The following is a 15794-nucleotide window of genomic DNA, read 5'->3' as shown; positions in this document are numbered from 1 at the left end:
GCCCAACGTCCGGGGCTGTTTTTTTGCCTGTTGGACAAGTTTACCGGGCTGGCGCGCACGCCACCGTACGGTTTTCCTTCTGGAATCACGGGCGCGTGGGCTAGAATCTGGCTGCGTCGTGCTACTCACGAGGCGGCAATGGCGCCATGACAAAAACCACCAGGAGACACAGTGAGCTTATTTAGAACCAAGAATTTGGATGACATGATCGCCCACAGCAAGAAACCGGGAGGACTGGCCAAGGTGCTGGGGCCGTTCGACCTTGTCCTCATGGGCATAGGCGCCATCGTCGGCACGGGCATTTTCGTGCTCACCGGCACGGGCGCGCTGACGGCCGGCCCCGCCCTGTCGCTGTCGTTCGTCGTGGCCGCCGTCGCCTGCTGCTTCGCCGCCCTGTGCTATGCGGAATTCGCCTCCACCGTGCCGGTGGCCGGCTCCATCTACACCTACAGCTATGCAACTCTGGGCGAGCTGGCCGCCTGGATGATAGGCTGGGACTTGCTGCTCGAATACGGCCTGGCCGCGGCCGCCGTCTCCGTCGGCTGGTCCGGCTACTTCCAGTCGCTGCTGGCGGGCTTTGGCATCGCCCTGCCTGCGGCCCTGTCGGCCGCACCGGGCGCCCTGCCCGGCGTGACCACCTTCATCAACCTGCCGGCCCTGGTCATCATGCTGCTGCTGACGGCCATGCTGGGCTGGGGCGTGCGCGAATCGGCGCGCCTGAACAACATCATGGTGGCCATCAAGGTGGGCGTGGTGCTGCTGTTCATCATCTTCGGTGCGCGCCACGTACAGCCGGCCAATTGGCAGCCCTACATGCCGTTCGGCTACCACGGCATGCTGAGCGCCGCCGCCCTCGTCTTCTTCGCCTTCATCGGCTTTGACGCCGTCACCTCGGCCGCCGAGGAAGTCAAGAAGCCGTCGCGCGATCTGCCGATCGGCATCATCGGCTCGCTGGCCGTGTGCGCCGTGCTGTACGTGGTGGTCTCGGCCATCATGACGGGCATCGTGCCGTACCAGAAATTCCTCGGCGTCGACCATCCCGTCTCGCTGGCCCTGCAATATGCGGGCGAAAACTGGATCGCCGGCTTCGTCGACCTGGGCGCCATCCTGGGCATGACCACCGTGATCCTGGTGATGGCCTTCGGCCAGACGCGCATCATCTTCGCCATGTCGCGCGACGGCTTGCTGCCCAAGCGCCTGTCGACCGTGCATCCGCGCTTCCACACGCCGTTCTTCGCCACCTGGCTGGTGGGTATCGTCTTCGGCCTGATCGCCGCCGTGATCCCGCTCAACATCCTCGCCGAGCTGATCAACATTGGCACCCTGGCCGCCTTCACCATGGTGTCGATTGCCGTGGTGGTGCTGCGCAAGAAGCGCCCGGACCTGCCGCGCGCCTTCCGCTGCCCCGGCGTGCCGTATGTGCCGGCACTGGCCGTGATCCTGTGCGTGGGCCTGATGACTTTCCTCAGCTGGGTCACCTGGGTGGCCTTTACCATCTGGCTGGTGATCGGCCTGGTCATCTACTTCGGCTACGCGCGCCGCCGTTCGCTGCTGCACCCGCAGCAGTAAAAAGTCCCGTGCAGCGACATATCCTGTCGCTGCCGCAGTTAAGATGGCGGTCTCGCAACCACCGCAGGCCGCCATCCATGCAACCTTCCCCCGACCTCATCGCACAACTGGACCAGAGCACGGACCAGCTCAAGCGCGCGCGCCTGCGCAACATGCAGTGGCTGGCCGTCGGCTTGCTGCTGCTCGCCGCGCTGGTGTTTGCCGTGGCCCGCTCGCAGCGCGGCGGCCACCCCGCCTGGGGCTATGTGGAAGCGTTCGCCGAAGCGGCCATGGTGGGCGCGATAGCCGACTGGTTCGCCGTCGTCGCCCTGTTCCGCCACCCGCTGGGCATCCCCTTGTGGCATACGGCCATCATCCCGAACAGCAAGACGGACATCGGCCGCAGCCTGGGCGCCTTCGTGGAAAACCATTTCATTACCGAGCAAGGCATCGCCGAGCGCATCGTACAAGCCGACCCCGCCGCGCGCCTGGGAGCCTGGCTCAGTGACGAGCTCCACGCGCAGCGACTGGGCATGGCCAGCGCCGGCGTGGCGAAACAGCTGCTGGCGATGCTCGACCATGAGAAGCTGGGCCGCCTGCTGCGTGACCAGGCCAGCAACTACCTGGGTCAATTGAACCTGTCGGAGGTGGCGGCCGACTGCCTCGATGCGCTGATCGCCGACGGCAAGCCACAGGAACTGCTGGACTTTATGCTCGACCGCAGCGCCGGCTACCTGGACGACGAAGCACACCACGCCGCCATCTGCGACTTCGTGCTGGGCGCCTTCCAGATCGAGAACGCGCTGGTGAAAAAAGCCGTGAAAGCGTACGAGCCGCGCATGATCGCCTCGCTGCAAAAGTTTGCCGTCGCCGTGCGCGTCGACCCGGCGCACCCGTTGCGCCAGCGCGTCGCCGGCTGGATCGCCGACAGCGCGCTGCACCTGAAGGCCGACCCGCACTGGCAAGAGACGGTGCGCCGCTACCAGCTGCAACTGGTCGCCAGCGATACCGTGCAAGCCATGCTGGGCGACGTCTGGAATAACATCCGCACGCGCCTGCTGGCCGACCTGCACGCGGACGCGCCCGTGCTGGCGCAAGCGCTCGCCAGCCTGGCGCGCAACACGGGCCAGGTGCTGGAGGAGGACAACGCAGCGCGGGCATGGCTGAACGACGCCATCGTCGCCGGCAGCGGGTCGCTGGTGCGCCGCTACCGGGGCGAAGTGGGCGCCTTCATCGCCGCCCGCCTGGACTTGTGGAGCAAGGATGAAATGAGCGAGCGCATCGAACTGGCCATCGGGCGCGACCTGCAATTCATCCGCATCAACGGCACCATCGTGGGCGGCCTGGCCGGCTTGCTGATTTATTCAGTCAGCCAGGCGTTTTAAGCGCCGGTGGCAGGCGCGGGAAGCGTGACGCCCAGCTGCACGGCCGGGCGGGCCGCCACGCGGGCATACCAGGCGCCCACGTGGGGCCAGGCGGAAAAATCAAAGCCGACCAGCTGCGCGATATGCAGCCAGCCAAAGCTGGCGATGTCGGCGATGGAATAATCGTCGCCGGCCAGGTACGGACTGCCGGCCAGGCGGCCCTCCATGGTGGCGAAGGCCGCGTCGCACAGCTGGCGGAAGTGCGCCGTGGCCGTTACGTTTGCGCCCGCGTCGGCGATCTCGAAATGCACGCGCTGGCCCAGCATCGGCCCCATGCTGGCCGCGTGAAATTGCAGCCAGGTGATGGCGGCCCAGCGCTGCTGCGGCTGCGCGGGCAGCAAGCGCCCCGTTTTCTCGGCCAGGTACAGCAGGATGGCGGCCGACTCGAACACGGTGATGCCCGTGTCGTGATCGACCAGCACGGGAATGCGCCCGTGCGGATTGAGGGCCAGGAAGGCGGGCAGCCGGTGTTCGCCCTGTTCGATGCGCACATGGCGCAGCCGGTATGGCAAGCCCAGTTCGGCCAGCGCTATCGTGGCTTTGAAACCGTTCGGCGAGCTGTCGGTGTAGAGTTCCATCATGCTGCCGCCTCCTGGCGCGCGGCCTTGCCAGGCAGGATGGCGATGGCGCACGCCAGGCCCGCTGCCACCAGGCAGGCGGAAACGAGGATGGCGCTGCTGTAGCCTTGTGCCGCCGTTCCGCCGCCGGCCAGCACGGCAATGCTGACGGCCACGCCCACGGCCAGGCCGACGGCCGATCCGACTTCCTGGGTGGTGGTCAGCATGCCGCCCGCCAGGCCATGGTCCGCTTCCGGCACGCCATCGATGCCGGCCACGGTCCAGGCGGGAAACGCCAGGCCATAGCCGATGCCGGCCAGTACGGTGCCTGGCAGGATGGCTACGCCCCACGAGGCGAGCGTGGCCAGCGACGCGCCCAGCATGGCCAGCCCGCCGATGAACAGCAGCATGCCGCCGACGATGACGGGCTTGGTGCCGCAGCGGGCGATCAGCGCCGGTCCGGCCCAGGCGCTGGCCAGGGTAAAGGCGACGGCCATCGGCAGCAAGCCCAGTCCCGTGCGCGTGGCGGAAAACGCCAGCACTTCCTGCATGGCAAGCGCCACCACGACAAAGGTGGGGCCCAGGGCCGTATTGGCCAGCAGGGACACGATATTCGCGCCGCCCGTGGAGCGGCGCCGGAACACGGCCAGCGGCATCAGCGGCGCGGCCACGCGTCCCTCCACCCACACGAACAGCGCCAGCAAGGCCAGTGCCAGCGCGACCAGAGCAAAAGTGAACGGATGCGCCAGTCCCACATGCTCGCTATTGGCAAAGGCAAACACCAGCGTTGCCGCGCCCGACGCCACCAGCAGCGCGCCCCACACGTCGAGGGTGCCGCCAGCCGCAGCAGTATCGGCATCGGGCCGGCCCAGGGGCAAGGCCGGCGACAGGGCCAGCACCAGCAAGCCGACGGGCACATTGATCCACAGCACCCAGCGCCAGCCCAGCAGGTCCGTGATGAAGCCACCGAGGATCAGGCCCGCGACAAAGCCGCTGGCCGCCACGGCCGTCCAGGCACCCAGCGCCCGGTTGCGTCGGGACGGTTCGGGAAACACGGCCAGCAGCAGGGAGAATGCGGCCGGCGAAAACATGGCGGCGCCAAAGCCCTGCAGCGCGCGCGTGGCCACCAGCATGGCCGGGCTATGCGCAAAGCCGCCCAGCAGGGACGCCGCCGTAAACAGGACCACGCCCATGAGAAAGACGCGGCGGCGGCCGAACATGTCGGCCGCGCGCCCGCCCAGCAGCAGGAAGCCGGCAATGGCCACACCATACGCATTGATCACCCATTGCAGGCCGCCGGACGTAAAGCCCAGACTGTGCTGGATTTGCGGCAGGGGAATCATGGTGATGGAAAAATCGAGCAAGGCGACGAATTGCGTGGTGCACAGCAAAACCAGGCAAAGTTGCCTATGTGAAAGTAACATGGAGATCCTATCGATATAGTTTTACTCGACGTCAAAACAACGCCGCATGCCCCTATAATGCGTTTTTTAAGAGTGAAAATGAAACGATGATTTTTCGCTCGCAACTATAGAAAAACTATATCGATGAAGCATCCTTTACCACTCCAGGCCCTGCGCGCCTTTGTCGAAGTGGGCCAGCGCGGCAGCATCAAGGCGGCCGCCGAGGCGCTGCACGTGACGTCGGGCGCCGTCAGCCAGCAAATCCGCCTGTTGGAAGAGCGGGTCGGCATGCCCCTGTTTACCCGCGAACGCCAGGGCTTGCGCCTGACCGAAGCGGGCGCCATGGTCCACCCCACCCTGCTGGGCGCATTCGCGCAGATCGCCAGCGCCAGCCAGGCACTGGAAGACATGGGAGGGCGCCAGACGCTCACCGTCAGCACGGTGGCCACTTTTGCCGCCGCCTGGCTGGTGCCACGGCTGGGCCGCTTCAACCAGCGCCATCCGCATATCGAGGTGCGCGTGGAAGCAACATCCGCACTGGTGGACCTGCGCCGCGACCGGGTCGACGTGGCGCTGCGCCACGGCCTGGGCGAGTATCCGGGCCTGCAGGTGACGCGATTGATGGCGCCCGTGCTGGTGCCCGTCGCCAGCCCCGCCCTGATGGCGGGCCAGCCGCCCATCGCCACGCCAGGCGATTGCCTGCGCTACCCGCTGCTGCACGATACGGACCGCGCCGACTGGCCCTTGTGGCTGGCAGCGCATGGCGCCCAAGACGGCAGTGCCGATGCGGCGCGGGCGCTGCGCGGCTCCGCCTTCGAAGATGATTTTCTGTTGATCCGCGCAGCCGAGGCCGGCCAGGGCCTCGCCCTGGTGCCGCAGCTGTACGCGCAGGAGGAAATCGCCGCCGGGCGCCTGGTGCAAGTACTGGACTTGCCCTGGCCCGCGCGCTTTGCGTATTACCTGGTGGCGCGGCCCGATGCGGCCACACGCCCCGCCGTACAGGCATTCATCGCATGGATCTGCGAGGAGGCGCAGGCCACCGGTGCAGGCGGCTAAAGCGCCCCATCTGCGGCCGCGCACGACACTACGCCGCACACGGTACTGAACAACATCGGCATGCCGGCGCGCCCCGTGGCGATGCAGGTCACGGCCGGTATCACCGCCAATAACAGGGCCAGGCAGGCAATCGTCTTCAGGCGCCGCACGGGTAAGCGGAACACGCCCGCGCCCGGTCCTTGCGGATGGCGTGCACTGGCGGACGGCGGCTGGTCTTTGTACACCGCTTCGCTGCGCCTTGCCGGTATTTTCGTAAGCATGTCCGCCTCCTCCATCCACAGTGATCCGCCTGGCATGTCAGGCCGGCCGCGCCACACGCGTACCGATCTGCATGCACTCCATTTTGCCGCATAAATTTACCAAATACAATAAATAAACCCACAAAGAAAATAATTTTTCCATCAATAGACACGCGACATGATGGAAAACTTGCCCGACCAGACAGTAAAAATGCCTACAACACGCTGCCACTTCCGTCAAGACTTGAATTTACTTGTGCGTAAAAACCAAATAAATCATTAAAATCATAATATTTGTTGAAATCATTTTTATTTGATGTATGATGATACTCAAGGAAATATCAAGGCGATGCAGCAGCGCTCTTTGCTTCGATCGCCCGACATCTCTGCCTTCTTTGTAGGAGACAAGCACATGAACAAAATCCTGGCCTTGCGCCTGCTCAACGCCGCCGACGCCGCCATCATCATCGATGCAGGCTCACGCATCCGCTATGCAAACGACGCCATGTATGCGCTGAGCGGCTATGCCCCGGGCAGCCTGTCGGGCCAGCAGATCGAGGCGCTGCTGCCGGACTCGGTGCGCGAGCAGCATGGCGCACAGATCGGCGCCTATCTGGCCGGCGACAGGAAGTCCACGGTACTCGGGCACAAGCGCCATTTCGCCATCCGTCACCACGATGGCACGATGCTGCCCATCGTGCTCAAGGCCGTGGACCTGGGCAAGCTGGACGACGAAAACTATCTGGGTGCCTTTTTCATCGACCAGCGCCACGAACGCGCCATCGAAGAGCAGAATGCGGCCCGCTGGCAGCAGTTGCAGCACATCGCCCTGAGCGACCCCCTGACCCACCTGCCGAACCGCCGCGCCTTCGAGATCGAAGCCGTGCGTTCGGCCGCGCGGGCCAGCCGCGCGGGCAGTGCGATGACCATCGGCATCGCCGACATCGATTTCTTCAAGAAGGTCAATGACCGGCATGGCCACGCCGCCGGCGACGCCGTGCTGCAAGCCATCGCGGCCGCGCTGCAGTCCCAGGCACGGGCATCCGATGTCGTCGCCCGCGTGGGCGGCGAGGAATTCGGCTTGCTGTTCCCGCATACGGACATGACGATGGCGTACAAGGTGGCCGAACGCATCCGCCTTGCCGTGGCCGCAACGTGCGTCGACTTCGAGCACACGGCCATCACGGCGACGATCAGCATCGGCCTGGCGCCGCTGCCCAACAACGGCGACTGGAAAGCCTGTTTCATGCAAGCCGACGCCGCGCTGTACCAGGCCAAGAGCAATGGCCGCAACCGCACCGAGCAGATTTGAGCACCGGCCGGTCACCCTCGCAGTTTCATGCATCACGCATCACCTGACAGGAGCAAACACATGGAAACCACCACGACACATGCCGCGGCAGCGAGCCAGCCGGCACAAGCGGGCGCCCGGGAATTACTGGTCTTTGGCCTGGGCAATGAGGAATACGCGATCGACATCGGCCTGGTGCAGGAAATCCGCGGCTACGGCGCCGTGACCCATATGGCCAATGCGCCCGCCTTCCTCAAGGGTTTCATAAACCTGCGCGGCAGCATCGTGCCGCTGATTGACCTGCGCATCGCACTGGGCCAGGCCGAGCCCGCGTACGACGCCTCGACCGTGGTGATCATCCTCATCTTCGCGCATGGCGCCACCGGCATCGTGGTCGACCGCGTGGCCGATGTGGTGCCGCTGGCACCGGCACAGATCAAGCCTCCGCCGCAGCTGCATGGCTCGGCGATGGCCGGCCACGTAACGGCCATCGGCAGCCTGGACGAACGCATGCTGATCGTGCTCGACATGAACAGCCTGCTGGCGGGCCTGGGCGTGCAAGCCACGGGCAAACTGGCTGCCTGAGGCGCCATCGCGTCCGCTACCTGACCGCCAACCTCCGGAGACACCATGAGCATCCTGATCGTTGATGACAACGACACCAACCTGAACCTGCTATCGACGCTGGCGCGCAAGGCCAGCAGCATCGAGCCCGTCTGCATGAACGACCCCATCGATGCGTTGACCTGGTGCGAGTCGCATGTGCCGGACCTGGTCCTGCTCGACTACCGGATGCCCAGCCTGTCGGGCAACGAATTTCTCAGCATCTTTCGCAAAATGCGGGGCATGGCCGACATCCCCATCATCATGGTCACCACCGAAAACGACCGCGCCGTGCGCAAGCAGGCTTTTTCGCTCGGTGTCACGGAGTTTCTCACCAAACCCGTCGACACCATCGAATTCAGCCTGCGCGTGCGCAATCTGCTGGCCCTGCGCATGGCGCAAACCTTGCTGGCCGACCGCGCCAAGCTGCTCGAGCATGAAGTGCGCCAGGCCATCGCCAACGTCACGGCGCGCGAGATGGAACTGGTCACGCGCCTGGCGCGGGCGGCCGAATTCCGCGACCCCGAAACGGGCGCCCACATCATGCGCATGGCGCGCTATTCGGCGCTGATCGCCAGGAAACTGGGCATGGATGCGCACTGGCAGGAATTGCTGCTCAAGGCGGCACCCATGCACGACGTGGGCAAGCTGGCCACGCCCGACCATATCCTGCTCAAGCCGGGCCGGCTGGACCCCGAGGAAATGGCCATCATGCGCCAGCATGCGGAAATCGGCGGCAAGATCCTCGCCGGCAGCGATGCCCCACTGATCCAGCTGGCCGAGGAAATCGCCCGCGGCCACCACGAAAAATACGATGGCAGCGGCTATCCGCGCGGCCTGGCGGGCGAACAGATACCGCTGTCGGCGCGCATCGTCGCCGTGGCCGATGTCTTCGACGCGCTCACGTCGGAACGCCCGTACAAGCCGGCCTGGCCCGTGGAACAGGCGCGCCTGTTCCTGCAACAGAACCAAGGCAGCCATTTCTGCCCGGACTGTATCGACGCCTTCCTGGGTGCCTGGGACGAGGTGCTCGATATCCGCAACAGCCTGCCCGACCCCGTCCAGCAGCATGCCCACCCACTGTAAGCGAGGACCCTGCCATGCGCGTGCAACAACTGATCCTGAAAAACCGTGCCGACATCGATACTGCACTGGCGCCCCTGGCCGCCATGCAGCCGCAGCTGGTACTGGTGTTTGGCGCCTGCGCCTACTTTGCCACGCCCGGCTTGAGCGCGGCGCTGCGCCGCCAACTGCCCGGCGCCGTGATCGCCGGCTGTTCCACGGCCGGCGAGATTGCCGGCAAGCGTGTCTACGACGGCAGCTGCGTCATCACCGCCATCAGCTTCGCGCACACGGCGGTGGCGATTGCCGACGCCGTCATCTGCGACATGGCGGACTCGCACGAGGCGGGCCAGCGCCTGGCGCAGGCGCTGCCACAGGACGGGCTGACGGCGGTCTTCATGCTGGGCACGGGCGTGGCCATCAACGGCAGTGCCCTGATTGCCGGCCTGCAGGCGCATCTGCCCCCGGGCGTCACCATCTCGGGCGGGCTGGCCGCCGACGGCGGCGCCTTCCGCCAGACCTGGACCCTGGGTCCGCGCGGCGCGGCCGACAATGCCATCGTCGCCGTCGGCCTGTACGGCGAGCATATCCGCCTCGGCTACGGCAGCCATGCGGGCTGGGAAGCATTCGGCCCCGCGCGCAAGGTGACGCGCTGCGTCGACAACGTGCTGTATGGCCTCGATGGCGCGCGCGCGCTGGACATCTACAAACTGTACCTGGGCGACCATGCGCGCGACCTGCCCGGCTCGGGGCTGCTGTTTCCGTTTGAAATGCTCTCGGCGGCGCATGAAAAAAGCAATGTGTTTCGCACCATCCTCGCCGTCGACGAAGAACAGGGTTCGCTGACCCTGGCCGGCGACATCCTCGCCGACGGCTACCTGAAACTGATGCATTCCAGTACCAACCGGCTGATCGACGGGGCTGAAATGGCCGCGCGCGGCGTAAAACTCCACGCCGATGCGCTGGGCGACCAGCTGGCCCTGCTGGTCAGCTGCGTGGGGCGCAAGCTGGTCATGGGCGACCGGGTCGAGGAAGAGGTTGAGGCGGTGGCCGAGGTGCTGGGCAGCGGCGTCACCTGTATCGCCGGTTTTTACTCGAACGGCGAAATCGGCATCACGCAGCCGCATGGCGCATGCCAGCTGCATAACCAGACGATGACCGTGACTGTGCTGAGCGAAACATGAACCGCACCCTGGCACGCCAATTGAGCCGCGTCTGCGATATCGACTCGGAAAGCGCCTGCATCGCCTTGCTGGAACAGGCCCAGGTATTGGCGGCGCAAGCGGGCACGCCGCCCGAACTGGCCGCTTTCCTGGCCGGCCTGCCGGCCCTGCTGCTGCGCATCGACGGCAGCTACGAACAGGCAGAACGCGACCTGGACTTGCGCTCGCGCAGCCTGGAACTGAGTTCGACAGAACTGAGCATGACCAATGACTTGCTGCGCACGGAACTGGCCAGCCGCAACCGCGTCCTGCAATCGCTGCGCGTGGCGGCCGTGCGCCTGCTCGACAACGACGATTCCGGGCTGCATTTGCCGCAGGAAGGCGATATCGAGGGCCTCTCGGTGCTGCTCGCCGAGCTGATATCGCAGCAGGAATTGCGCCGCATCGAACTGCAGAACCAGCGCTTTGCGATGGACCAGCATGCCATTGTCAGCATCACCGACACGGCCGGCGTCATCATTTACGTCAACGACAAGTTCTGCGCCATCAGCGGGTACACGCGCGAAGAGCTGGTCGGCAAGACGCACCGCCTGATCAATTCGCACACGCATCCTGACGCCTACTTCGCGCAGATGTGGCAAACCATCACCACGGGCCAGGTCTGGCATGGCGAAATCTGCAACCACGCCAAGGATGGCGGGCAATACTGGGTCGACGCCACCATCGTGCCCTTCCTCGACGCCGCCGGCGAACCCTATCAATACATCGCCATCCGCACGGAAATCAGCGACAGCAAACGCATGGCCGAGACCATCGCGAAAAGCGAGCGCGAATACCGCAATGTCGTCAACAGCCTGCATGAAGTGGTCTTCCGCACCGATTTGAACGGCGCCTGGACCTTCCTGAACCCCGCCTGGCACACCATCACCGGCTTCGGCGCCGCCGACAGCCTGGGCAAGCATGTGTTGCAATTTATCGATGCGCGCGACCGCGAGCGCGCCGCCGCCGGCCTGTCCCAGCTGCTGAGTGGCCAGGTGGACAGCATGCGCCATGAAGCGCGCTACGTCACCCGCGACGGCGACGTGCGCTGGGTCGACGTGTGCGCGCGCGCCGAACGCGATGGCCAGGACCGGCTGACCGGCATCACCGGCAGCCTGACCGACATCACGGAGCGGCGCCTGGCGGCACACGAGCTGCGGCACAACCTCAATTTTGTCGACGCGCTGATCGAGACCATTCCTATCCCTTTGTACCTGAAAGATGTACAGGGCCGCTACCTGCGCGCCAACCGCGCCTATTGCGCCTTCTTCCAGCGCGCGCAGGCGGACATCCTGGGCAAGACGGTAGCCGACATCCTGCCGCAGCAGGAGGCGCAGCAAGTGCTGCAGCGCGACCTCGAACTGCTGCAGGAGCGCGGCAACCAGACATATGAAGAGCGGCTGAGCGTCGGCGCGCGCCAGGTCGATGTGCTGTTCAGCAAGGCTACCCTGCTGAAGTCCGATGGCAGCCTGCACGGACTGGTCGGCACCATCGTCGACATTTCCAGCCAAAAGGCGGCTGAACGGGCGCTGCTGCTGGCCAAGGAAGTGGCCGAATCGGCCAGCCGCTCGAAGAGCGAATTCCTGGCCAACATGAGCCACGAAATCCGCACGCCGATGAACGGTATCCTGGGCATGACGGACCTGGTCCTCGACTCCGAACTCGACGTCCACCAGCGCAAATACCTGGAAATCGTCAAGGCTTCGGCCGACGCACTGCTGTGCATTATCAACGACATTCTCGATTTCTCGAAGATCGATGCGGGCATGCTGACCCTGGAAAGCATCCCTTTCAAACTGCGCCAGCTGATGCAGGAAACCATGCGCGCACTCGCCATGCGGGCCCAGGCCAGCGGCCTGGAACTGGTGCTCGACATCGATCCCGCGCTGCCGCACACCTTGCTCGGCGACCCTGGCCGGCTGCGCCAGATCCTCACCAACCTGGCGGGCAACGCCATCAAGTTTACGCCGCGCGGCGAAGTCACCGTCAGTGCCCGGCTGCGCGCCAGCGGCGATGGCATGGCCCAGCTGCAGCTGGGCGTGCGCGACACCGGCATCGGCATCGCTGCCGACATGCAGGAGGCCGTCTTCGACGCCTTCCAGCAGGAGGACGGTTCGACCACGCGGCGCTTCGGCGGCACGGGACTGGGCCTGTCGATCACGCGCCGCCTGGTGGGCATGATGGGCGGCAGCATCAGCCTGTCGAGCGAACTGGGCAAGGGCAGCAGCTTCAGCGTCGACCTGGCCCTGCCCATCGGCGAGCATCAGCCTTGCCTGCCGCCGCCGGGCGCCTCGCTGGCGGCGCGGGCGATCCTGCTGGTCGACGACAATTCCAGCAGCCTGACCATCCTGCGCAAGATCTTCGAGCACAGCGGTGCCAGCGTCACCGCCTGCGAGTCGGGCGAGGCGGCGCTGGAACACTGCCGCAGCGCCCTGCCGGCCGACTGCATCATCATGGACTTTGCCATGCCCGGCATGAATGGCTTCGACACGGCATCGGCGCTGGCCGCCCTGCCCCACTGGAGCCAGGTGCCCATCGTCATGCTATCGTCCGGCGGCAGCCTGGGTGACGCGGCGCGCTGCCGCGAACTGGGCATCGACGGCTATCTGCTCAAGCCGGCCAGCCCCGAGGAATTACTGGCCATCACCATGAGCGTGCTGGGCACTTGCCGCGGCATGCCCTGCGCAACACCCGTGGTGACGCGCCATGCCGTGCGCGAAGGCGCGCCCAGCCTGGACATCCTGCTGGTCGAGGACAACGCCATGAACCGCGAACTGGCCACCGTGCTGCTGTCGAATGCGGGCCACCGGGTCACGCATGCGGAGAACGGCCACGAGGCGCTCGACCGTCATGCCGCCGGCCATTTCGACATGATCCTGATGGATTTGCAGATGCCGGAAATGGGCGGTTTCGAAGCCACCGCGCAGATACGCCAGCGCGAAGCGCAAGGCATGCCGAAGAGCGTCATCATCGCCATGACGGCCAGCGCCTTCGAAGGCGACCGCGAACGCTGCATCGCCGGCGGCATGGACGACTACCTGTCCAAGCCTTTCCGCACCGCCGCCTTCCAGAGCCTGATCGAGCAGCATGTATTGCAAATCAGCAAACTGCCGCTGCCGCCCGCCATGGCGCCGCAAGTGGCAGCGCTGGCCACCGGCAGCGCGCCACGCTTCGACTACGGCGCCGCGCTGGCCAACGCCGACGCCGAGGTGGTCGCCATCATCGGCACCTCCTTCCTGGCCGGCTTGCCGGAGCAGCTGGCCGCCTTGCGCGCAGCCCTGCAGGCGGGCGAGCGGCCCAGCGCGAGCCGGCAGGCACATACCCTGGCCGGCTTGCTGGCCAACTTCCATGCCATCCCCGCCGTCGCCATTGCCGCCGCCATCGAACGCGAAGCGGCACAGGCCCCGCAGGCGGCCTTGCTGGCGCGCCTCGCCGCGCTGGAGGAACAGTTGCGGCTGTTCCTGCAGGAAACAGGCGCGGCCATCCAGGCGACAAGCCAGACGCTGCACGCATCGGGGCAAACTTGATGTAGATCATAATTTTTTGAACAAGCTCTTGCTATCCTGTAAAAAAATGACAGGAGTCCTGAATGAGCAAGACGCAGGCGAGCAATGTGCAGCAAAACCTTGAACATGAGCGCCAGGGCAGCGCCTGGCAAGGCGTGCCGGTGCCCGACTATCCGGAGAGCGCGCCAGAAGGCGCCACCCTGGACCTGCTGTTGAACGCCTGGCTGGGCAAGTTCACGGGCGGCATTTCGCCGGCCGCGCTGGGCAATGCCTATGCCGACTGGCTCAGCCACCTGGCGCTGGCGCCATCGAAACAGCTGACCCTGCTGCAAGAAGCGTGGAAGAAGATCGCTCGCTGGCAACAGTACGCGCTGCAATCGGCGCTGCAGCCGGCGCAGAGCGGCAGCGCCGGTGCGCCGCCGTGCATCACGCCGCTGCCGCAGGACCGGCGTTTCGAGGATCCGGCATGGCAGCGCTGGCCGTACAACCTGGCCTACCAGGGCTTCTTGCTGCAGCAGCAGTGGTGGCACCGCGCCACCACGGGCGTGCGCGGCGTCTCGCCGCACCACGAAGATGTCGTCACGTTCACCGTGCGCCAGTGGCTCGACATGCTGGCGCCGTCGAACTTCATGCTGACCAATCCCGTGGTGCAGCAAACAACCCTGGCGAGCGGCGGCGCCAGCCTGGCGAACGGCGCACAGCACCTGGCCGAAGACTGGCGCCGCGCCGCCATGGGCGCGCATGCGCCCGACCAGCGCAGCTACAAGGCGGGCGAAAACGTGGCCGTCACGCCCGGCAAGGTGGTCTACCGCAATGACCTGATCGAGCTGCTGCAGTACGCGCCGGCGACAGCGAGCGTGCATGCCACGCCGCTGCTGTTCGTGCCGGCCTGGATCATGAAATACTACATACTCGACCTGTCGCCGTCCAATTCGCTGGTGCGCTACCTGGTGGGCCAGGGCCACACGGTGTTCATGATTTCCTGGAAAAACCCGCAGGAAGAAGACCGCGAGCTGTCGCTGGAAGACTACCGCCAGCTGGGCGTGATGGACGCGCTCGACGCCGTTGCCCGCATCACGGGCGCGCCGCAGGTACACGCGGCCGGCTACTGCCTGGGTGGCACCCTGCTGGCGATTGCCGCCGCCAGCATGGCGCGCGACGGCGATACACGCCTGGCCAGCCTCACCATGCTGGCGTCGCAGGTGGACTTCAAGGAACCGGGCGAACTGTCGCTGTTCATCGACGAGAGCCAGGTGAGCTTCCTGGAAGCGGCCATGTGGAAGCAGGGTTATCTCGACACGAAACAGATGGCGGGCGCCTTCCAGCTGCTGCGTTCGAACGACTTGATCTGGTCGCGCCGGCTGCGCCATTACCTGCTCGGCCTCGATGAGCAGGACAGCGACCTGATGGCCTGGAATGCGGACGCCACGCGCATGCCCTGCCGCATGCATTCGGAATACCTGCGCCGTTTGTTCCTGCACAACGACCTGGCCGAAGGCCGCTACCGCACGGCAGGGCGCCACATCGCCCTGCCCGACATCGATGCCCCCATCTTTGCCGTCGGCACCCTGACGGACCACGTGGCGCCATGGCGCTCCGTGTATAAACTGCAGCTGCTGACCGACACGGACGTCACCTTCCTGCTCACCTCGGGCGGCCACAATGCGGGCGTGGTCTCGCCGCCGGGCCAGGCGCGCCGCAGCTACCAGCTAGCCACGCACCGCCACGACGCGCCCTACATCGACGCGGACAGCTGGCAGCGCGACGTGCCGCACCACGACGGTTCGTGGTGGCCCGCCTGGCAAGCCTGGCTGGCAGAGCGCTCGGGCGCGCAGGTGGCGCCGCCGGCCATGGGCCCCGACCTGGGCGACGCGCCAGGCAACTACGTGCTGCAGACTTGACA

At 65.8% G+C, this 15794-nt stretch carries 12 protein-coding genes; 9 read left to right on the top strand and 3 right to left on the bottom strand.

Features of this window, described 5'->3' with window-relative positions; all coding sequences use genetic code 11:
* Positions 1–171: 171 nt before the first annotated feature.
* Together C8C92_RS13735 and C8C92_RS13730 are read left to right on the top strand one after the other, a co-directional pair.
* Positions 172–1569, top strand: coding sequence for an amino acid permease (locus C8C92_RS13735; protein ID WP_099764009.1), 1398 nt, complete (start codon positions 172–174; stop codon positions 1567–1569).
* 77 nt (positions 1570–1646) lie between these two features.
* Entirely contained in the window at positions 1647–2933 is a 1287-nt protein-coding gene (locus C8C92_RS13730; RefSeq protein ID WP_116744239.1) for a DUF445 domain-containing protein, read from the top strand.
* Here C8C92_RS13730 and C8C92_RS13725 read toward each other — a convergent pair.
* The gene (locus tag C8C92_RS13725; RefSeq protein ID WP_116744238.1) at positions 2930–3553 is read right to left on the bottom strand and encodes a glutathione S-transferase family protein; all 624 of its coding nucleotides are present in this window, start codon (positions 3551–3553) and stop codon (positions 2930–2932) included. The two genes, C8C92_RS13730 and C8C92_RS13725, sit on opposite strands and share 4 nt — an antisense overlap.
* On the bottom strand, positions 3550–4953 hold the full coding sequence (locus C8C92_RS13720) for an MFS transporter (protein ID WP_116744237.1): 1404 nt from the start codon (positions 4951–4953) through the stop codon (positions 3550–3552). Before C8C92_RS13720 ends, C8C92_RS13725 begins: the two co-directional genes overlap by 4 nt.
* 123 nt (positions 4954–5076) lie before the next feature.
* On the opposite strand from C8C92_RS13720, the gene C8C92_RS13715 reads away from it, so the two are divergent.
* Positions 5077–5988 (top strand): LysR substrate-binding domain-containing protein, encoded by a 912-nt coding sequence (locus tag C8C92_RS13715; protein WP_099764013.1) that lies wholly within the window; start codon positions 5077–5079, stop codon positions 5986–5988.
* Here C8C92_RS13715 and C8C92_RS13710 read toward each other — a convergent pair.
* Positions 5985–6248, bottom strand: coding sequence for a hypothetical protein (locus C8C92_RS13710; RefSeq protein WP_116744236.1), 264 nt, complete (start codon positions 6246–6248; stop codon positions 5985–5987). The genes C8C92_RS13715 and C8C92_RS13710 overlap by 4 nt on opposite strands.
* A gap of 391 nt (positions 6249–6639) precedes the next feature.
* On the opposite strand from C8C92_RS13710, the gene C8C92_RS13705 reads away from it, so the two are divergent.
* The 6 genes from C8C92_RS13705 to C8C92_RS13680 all read left to right on the top strand — a co-directional run bounded on the left by C8C92_RS13705 (position 6640) and on the right by C8C92_RS13680 (position 15792).
* Complete coding sequence (locus C8C92_RS13705) at positions 6640–7539, top strand: sensor domain-containing diguanylate cyclase (RefSeq protein ID WP_165829435.1); 900 nt, start codon at positions 6640–6642, stop codon at positions 7537–7539.
* 60 nt (positions 7540–7599) lie between these two features.
* Positions 7600–8103, top strand: coding sequence for a chemotaxis protein CheW (locus C8C92_RS13700; protein ID WP_099764017.1), 504 nt, complete (start codon positions 7600–7602; stop codon positions 8101–8103).
* A 45-nt stretch (positions 8104–8148) separates the two neighbouring features.
* Entirely contained in the window at positions 8149–9207 is a 1059-nt protein-coding gene (locus C8C92_RS13695) for an HD domain-containing phosphohydrolase (RefSeq protein ID WP_116744234.1), read from the top strand.
* Positions 9208–9221: 14 nt separating this feature from the next.
* Entirely contained in the window at positions 9222–10367 is a 1146-nt protein-coding gene (locus C8C92_RS13690) for an FIST N-terminal domain-containing protein (protein ID WP_116744233.1), read from the top strand.
* Positions 10364–13912: a PAS domain S-box protein gene (locus C8C92_RS13685; protein WP_116744232.1), complete on the top strand. Its 3549-nt coding sequence runs from the start codon at positions 10364–10366 to the stop codon at positions 13910–13912. Before C8C92_RS13690 ends, C8C92_RS13685 begins: the two co-directional genes overlap by 4 nt.
* Before the next feature lie 62 nt (positions 13913–13974).
* Positions 13975–15792 (top strand): alpha/beta fold hydrolase, encoded by a 1818-nt coding sequence (locus tag C8C92_RS13680; RefSeq protein WP_207781000.1) that lies wholly within the window; start codon positions 13975–13977, stop codon positions 15790–15792.
* Positions 15793–15794 lie beyond the last annotated feature (2 nt).

It is taken from the genome of Janthinobacterium sp. 78 (assembly GCF_003096775.1).
GTDB lineage: Bacteria > Pseudomonadota > Gammaproteobacteria > Burkholderiales > Burkholderiaceae_D > Janthinobacterium > Janthinobacterium tructae.
This window is presented reverse-complemented; position numbering and strand designations above follow the sequence as displayed.

Excerpts from the sequence above, each read along its gene's own strand:
- C8C92_RS13730 (WP_116744239.1), top strand. The coding sequence starts at position 1,647 with ATGCAACCTTCCCCCGACCTCATCGCACAACTGGACCAGAGCACGGAC.
- C8C92_RS13725 (WP_116744238.1), bottom strand. The coding sequence starts at position 3,553 with ATGATGGAACTCTACACCGACAGCTCGCCGAACGGTTTCAAAGCCACG.
- C8C92_RS13720 (WP_116744237.1), bottom strand. The coding sequence starts at position 4,953 with ATGTTACTTTCACATAGGCAACTTTGCCTGGTTTTGCTGTGCACCACG.
- C8C92_RS13715 (WP_099764013.1), top strand. The coding sequence starts at position 5,077 with ATGAAGCATCCTTTACCACTCCAGGCCCTGCGCGCCTTTGTCGAAGTG.
- C8C92_RS13710 (WP_116744236.1), bottom strand. The coding sequence starts at position 6,248 with ATGCTTACGAAAATACCGGCAAGGCGCAGCGAAGCGGTGTACAAAGAC.
- C8C92_RS13705 (WP_165829435.1), top strand. The coding sequence starts at position 6,640 with ATGAACAAAATCCTGGCCTTGCGCCTGCTCAACGCCGCCGACGCCGCC.
- C8C92_RS13700 (WP_099764017.1), top strand. The coding sequence starts at position 7,600 with ATGGAAACCACCACGACACATGCCGCGGCAGCGAGCCAGCCGGCACAA.
- C8C92_RS13695 (WP_116744234.1), top strand. The coding sequence starts at position 8,149 with ATGAGCATCCTGATCGTTGATGACAACGACACCAACCTGAACCTGCTA.
- C8C92_RS13690 (WP_116744233.1), top strand. The coding sequence starts at position 9,222 with ATGCGCGTGCAACAACTGATCCTGAAAAACCGTGCCGACATCGATACT.
- C8C92_RS13685 (WP_116744232.1), top strand. The coding sequence starts at position 10,364 with ATGAACCGCACCCTGGCACGCCAATTGAGCCGCGTCTGCGATATCGAC.
- C8C92_RS13680 (WP_207781000.1), top strand. The coding sequence starts at position 13,975 with ATGAGCAAGACGCAGGCGAGCAATGTGCAGCAAAACCTTGAACATGAG.